This window comes from Bradyrhizobium sp. (assembly GCF_035570375.1).
In the GTDB taxonomy this organism is placed as follows: Bacteria; Pseudomonadota; Alphaproteobacteria; order Rhizobiales; family Xanthobacteraceae; genus Bradyrhizobium.
Window position 1 is genome coordinate 1 of record NZ_DATMLW010000172.1, and the last position, 4,931, is coordinate 4,931.

Genomic DNA, 4,931 nt, shown 5'->3' on the forward strand with positions numbered 1-4,931 from the left:
TTGTCGTCGACCGTGTCGTCACGGGCGAACCCGGCAGCGCGTTCGAGCTGCGCGATGAAGGGATAGAGGGTGCTGTCCTGGTGGTGCGGCGAGCAGAAATAGCGCAGGCGCGCGTGCGGCTCGCTTCCGATCCGCTCGGAAAGTGCCGCCGTGAGCCGAGACTTGCCGATGCCCGGCTCGCCCGAGATCAGCACCACCCGTCCTTCACCGGTCTTCGCCTGCTCCCAGCGGAGCCGCAGCAGATCGAGCTCCTCGACGCGACCGACGAGCGGCGTCTCCCCCGAGCGCAGGGCCTCGAACCGGCTCAGCACCCCGCTCTCGCCGATGACCCGCCATGCCGGTTGCGGCTCGGCAAATCCGGCAAGCGCTTGCGGCCCGAAGTCTTCGAGATCGAACAGCCCGCCGATCTGCCGGCGCGTCGCTTCGCCAATGACCAATGTGTTCGGCGCGGCCAGCGCCTGCAGCCGGGCGGCGAGGTTCGGCGTCTCGCCGACGACCCCGCGCTCCTGCGCAGCCCCCTCGCCAATCAGGTCGCCGACCACGGCGAGCCCGGTGGCGATGCCGAGCCGCACGGGCAGATCCTCCCGCGCCGGCAATCGGCCGACCGCCTCGATCACCGCCAGCCCAGCGCGCACCGCCCGCTCGGCATCGTCCTCGTGCGCTTGCGGATAGCCGAAATAGATCAGCACCCCGTCGCCCATGTACTTGGCGACAAAGCCGTCGAAATGGCCCACCGTCTCGCTGAGTGCGCGGTGGTAGTCGCCGATCAGCTCCCGCAGATCCTCCGGGTCGAACCGCGTCGACAGCGCCGTCGAGCCGACCAGGTCGCAGAACATGACCGTCAGCTGCCGGCGTTCGGCCTCGGTTTGCACCGGTGCAACGGGCGACGCAGCCGTCACCGCGGCAGCGGGCCCCACGGTGCCGAGCGCCGCGATGGCGGAAAGGAGCTTGCGGCGATGACCAATCGCGGTCACGCCCAAGCCGATCAGGTCCTCGGTTGTCAGGTCCGGCAGGACGTCAGCATCGACGTAGTTGTCGCGGAACGCTGGCTCGTATTGTTCGAGCCCCAACCCGCGCAGCCACGCTGCTACGTCCATGCGGTGATCCTCCGCTCTGAGGAACGGCACCCCTCATGGGCGAAGATAAACCTCTGCCCGCGGAACTACCATCGGCAGCAACTCAAATAAGCGCAGTGTTGGGTGTCGGGGCTTGAGGTAGTTAATGGCAGCTTTTCGAGTGTGGGCACCGTGGGCCGGTCAAATCGGGGAATGGCGCATTTCCACCCTTCTCGGCCACTCAGCCTTCGCGCTGGGGATGGCTCTTGCTGCCCCATAGCTGCCTTCCGACCGTCGCAGGCTGGTCTTCCGCTCGATGCCGTTTACCTAAAGGGTCGGAGACGCTGCATTATTCGCCGGTCGCCACATCCTTGATCGCGGCGATGTCGTGGCTTCTCCCGAGACCCTATCACGCCGCAGATGGCTGAATCTCTTTTGAGACCGGGTGCATATCGGCCCGCTGAAGTTTCCATGCGAATTCGGTTGACACAGACGATCTGCCCAGGGTGGTCGCGGCTATCTCAAGGATGCGGCCACTCCAGATTCTATCCAGAACAAAAAACCGGCCACTCAACTGATCGAAGCCAACATCGCCGGGACCAACACCGGCCATTCCGGCAAAGGTCAAACGTCCCCTCTCAACCACCTGCCCGCACATCGTTTCAATGACGTCGGCCGCTGCCGTCGCAACTGGTCCGATATGGCTTCGGTGGAACACCATGGAGGAAGGCAAGGGGGTCTGCAGAACGGCCGGAAGGGTAGCGCTGTAATAGATGCGGACCCGTCGGAACGGGACTCCGAGACGAGCCGTAACCAGGCCCGCGAAGTACCCGGAATACCAGCCCCTCCCGTAATCTCTCATGCCGAGAACGATAGTTACCGTTCCACCGGCGTTGAACCGGATCGCCCATTTCCGCTTGGCCGGAAGGAACGGATTCGAGGGGACGGTCTCGATGTTGAGATTTTCGACGCGCGCGTTCTGGACAAATCCGATCTCGCTGATGCGGCCGGGGTGGCCGGGCGCAGCATGGTTTTTAACAATGGGCAGTTCAGTGGCGATGGTATCCATGATGAAGTGATCCCTGATGACGTAGGTCTGGTCGTCGTCATCTTCGGTATTGCCAGACAACTCCAACCGCGGAACTCCGGTTCTTGCGTCGGAATCGGACTTGCCGCATTTCCCGAGAATGCGACGTACCTGCCGGCCGCGCGGTACGCTTCGTTGCATAAACACCACCGGAAGTGATGAAGAGAGAGCTTCCACCTCCGTCCAGCGGCTGGTACATATCTGACTTTCATTAAATCTGCGGCCCCAGAACTTGTCGTTTAAAGGCAAGAACCGGAGTTTAAGCCACTCACTGACCGCGTATTTATCGCGGCGGGCCTGGCAGGAACGCCATTGTCCTGCAGACCATCATCAGCGACCTATCAATACTAGGAATTCACTATGTCTATGACTCACTTGAGCATAGAACCGGCCATCCTCTATCTCGGCACGCCTGTCGTCCTCATCAGCTCTATCAACGAGGACGGCTCACCTAATCTCGCGCCGATGTCTTCGGCGTTCTGGCTGGGGTGGCGTGGCATGCTCGGCTTTGAGGCGGTCTCGAAGACACCCAACAATATTGTCCGTACCGGCGAGTGCGTACTGAACCTCCCGTCGATGGACCAGGTGGACGCGATCAACCGCCTCTCCAGGTTGACCGGCTCGAACCCCGTACCCGCCGGCAAGGCTCTGCGCGGCTACAGGTACCATGCCGACAAGTTCGGGATCGCTGGCCTCACGCCCGTGGCGTCGGAGACCGTCGCCCCGCCCCGTGTCCTGGAGTGCCCAATCCAGCTCGAAGCCGAACTCGTGCGCGTCAATCCCATGATGACGGACGAGTACGACTATACCCAGCACGAGCGGAGTGCTGAATGCACCCTCGAGGGCATCGTTGCGCTGGAAGTAAGGATCAAGCGCGTCCACGTTGTCCCGGCGCTCATGGTCAAAGGCCAGCCGAACCGGATCGACCCAGACCGGTGGAAACCGATCATTATGAGCTTCTGCCGCTACTATGGCCTGGGCTCGGAACTCGCCGTGTCCAAGCTCGCGCAAATCCCTGAGGAGCAATATCGTAGTCCCGATATTGACCGGGCGAACGTGGAGCGGTTGTGTATCGCCAACCGTGACCGAGCGGCAGCAGATTGAGGCACCAGCTGGAGCCCGAGCCGAGCCGGGCTCCAGAACTTGAACGGGTAATGTCGATCAGTGCCGCTGCAAAGTCGCGTCACCCCGTTTGGGGAGCTCCTTTTGCGGCCGGTCCCCGAGATTCGCTTTCGTGCTCGTTCCGCCACTCCGGCTCTTGCTGTCAAATCAGCTTTTCCGAGATTCTGTTCCTCGGCCATATTGCCGGGTGCGTCGAAATTTTTCGATTTGAGAACAGGATACGGAGTGTGCGGAGTATGGCGCTCAGCTAGAGTTTGGTCAGAATGACGCTGGTTCCGAACTCGAATCTGGTGGACGAGCGGGGTGCGCCGGAGAACCCGGACGTGGCAAAGGCGTTGGTCATGGCCGAACTCGTCCGCATCGTCGAGGAAGGTGCGGCAGTGATCGCCACGCTGGAGTCCGGCACGATCGAGCTACGCCTTGCGACCGGCGAGGTCTTCCACCTTGGTGATAAGGTGGTCACACGTATCGCCTGACCTCGCCCGCCGCTGGCAGAGAAAATTTCAAAAAAGAGCGCCGGGACGTTCGGGGCGCTTTTTTTAGCGGCTATGGTCGGTCTCGATACACCAAAAAGAAACTGAGGTAGTGGGAGACGCCATTCCGGTGAATGGCGTCTCCCCGAGAAATCAAACGATGCGGAGCAGCCCGAGTTGGGTCAGCGCGGTGACCCCGTCATCGAGACCAATCTCCTCGATTATCTTGCCGTCCTTGAGCTTGAGGACGGTGACGCCGGTGAAGTGCATCTTCCGGCCCGTGTTGGCGGGCAGGCCGCCGGCGAGGAAATCCTTGAAGGCCGGGCCGGCATGGGTGCCGCCACCTTCCCACTGGCCGACGACGTAGTCGCCCTCGGCTATGAGGTCGGCCGTGCCCCAGAAGTTCAGATTGGGGAACGCGGCGCGGAAATCGGTCATGAAGGCCTTGATGTCTTCGCGACCCTTGCGCGGCTCATGCAGCGAGTATTTCAGCAACATGTCCGGCGCCGCAATCTCGTCGACCACACGCAGATTGCAGGCCTCGCCCCAAAAATCGGTGAACCAACGGCCGACAATAGCCTTGTTGTCATCTTGTAAGCTCATGGGAGTGCTTCTCGATTGTTGCCTCACAGGTCACCGGATGGATCCGATGACCTTTGCATGCGTAGCTTGCTCTGGTCGCCCACGAACTCCGGTTCTTACCCCCATATCGAACTCAAAGCCTCGCGCCCCTTCGCCGCCGTCGTCGGCGAAGCGGCCTTGGTCCCTGCCGCCTCACAATCGGATTTGAAAGCAAGGACCGGAGTGTGAAATCGCCGCGGCAGCGGCATCATTGCTCGCGATGTTACATAATCGAAGATGAACGAAGATGACGTCGACGTTCGCCAAGACCGAAAAATCAACGCTGCCGTCGGTGGCAGAGGACCCGCGTTGGGCACGGATTGTCGCCCGGGACAAGACGGCGGACGGTCATCTGTGGTATTCGGTGTATACGACCGGCGTTTATTGCAGGCCGTCGTGCCCTTCGCGCACGGCCAATCCCAACAATGTTCAGCTCCACGACACTCTGGAGAGCGCAAAAGCTACCGGCTTCCGGCCCTGCAAACGGTGCAATCCCGACGGCCCTTCGATCGAGTGCGAGAATGCAGCTCTCGTCGCGAGGGCCTGCAGAATAATCGAGGAGAGCGAAGAGGA

General features: G+C 61.5%; 6 protein-coding genes. 3 read left to right on the top strand and 3 right to left on the bottom strand.

Annotated features, from left to right (window positions below):
* Positions 1-1,097: adenylate/guanylate cyclase domain-containing protein (locus VNX23_RS18785; protein WP_325632433.1), on the bottom strand; the 1,097-nt coding region annotated here is incomplete at its 3' end.
* A gap of 367 nt (positions 1,098-1,464) precedes the next feature.
* On the bottom strand, positions 1,465-2,190 hold the full coding sequence (locus VNX23_RS18790) for a hypothetical protein (RefSeq protein ID WP_325632434.1): 726 nt from the start codon (positions 2,188-2,190) through the stop codon (positions 1,465-1,467).
* Between the two features lie 312 nt (positions 2,191-2,502).
* Here VNX23_RS18790 and VNX23_RS18795 point away from each other — a divergent pair, with 312 nt between their 5' ends.
* Positions 2,503-3,246, top strand: coding sequence for a flavin reductase family protein (locus tag VNX23_RS18795; RefSeq protein WP_325632436.1), 744 nt, complete (start codon positions 2,503-2,505; stop codon positions 3,244-3,246).
* A gap of 281 nt (positions 3,247-3,527) precedes the next feature.
* Entirely contained in the window at positions 3,528-3,740 is a 213-nt protein-coding gene (locus VNX23_RS18800) for a hypothetical protein (protein WP_325632437.1), read from the top strand.
* Between the two features lie 150 nt (positions 3,741-3,890).
* On the opposite strand, the gene VNX23_RS18805 is transcribed toward VNX23_RS18800, so the two are convergent.
* The gene (locus VNX23_RS18805) at positions 3,891-4,340 is read right to left on the bottom strand and encodes an ester cyclase (protein ID WP_325632438.1); all 450 of its coding nucleotides are present in this window, start codon (positions 4,338-4,340) and stop codon (positions 3,891-3,893) included.
* A 265-nt stretch (positions 4,341-4,605) separates the two neighbouring features.
* Here VNX23_RS18805 and VNX23_RS18810 point away from each other — a divergent pair.
* Positions 4,606-4,931: Ada metal-binding domain-containing protein (locus VNX23_RS18810; protein WP_325632440.1), on the top strand; the 326-nt coding region annotated here is incomplete at its 3' end.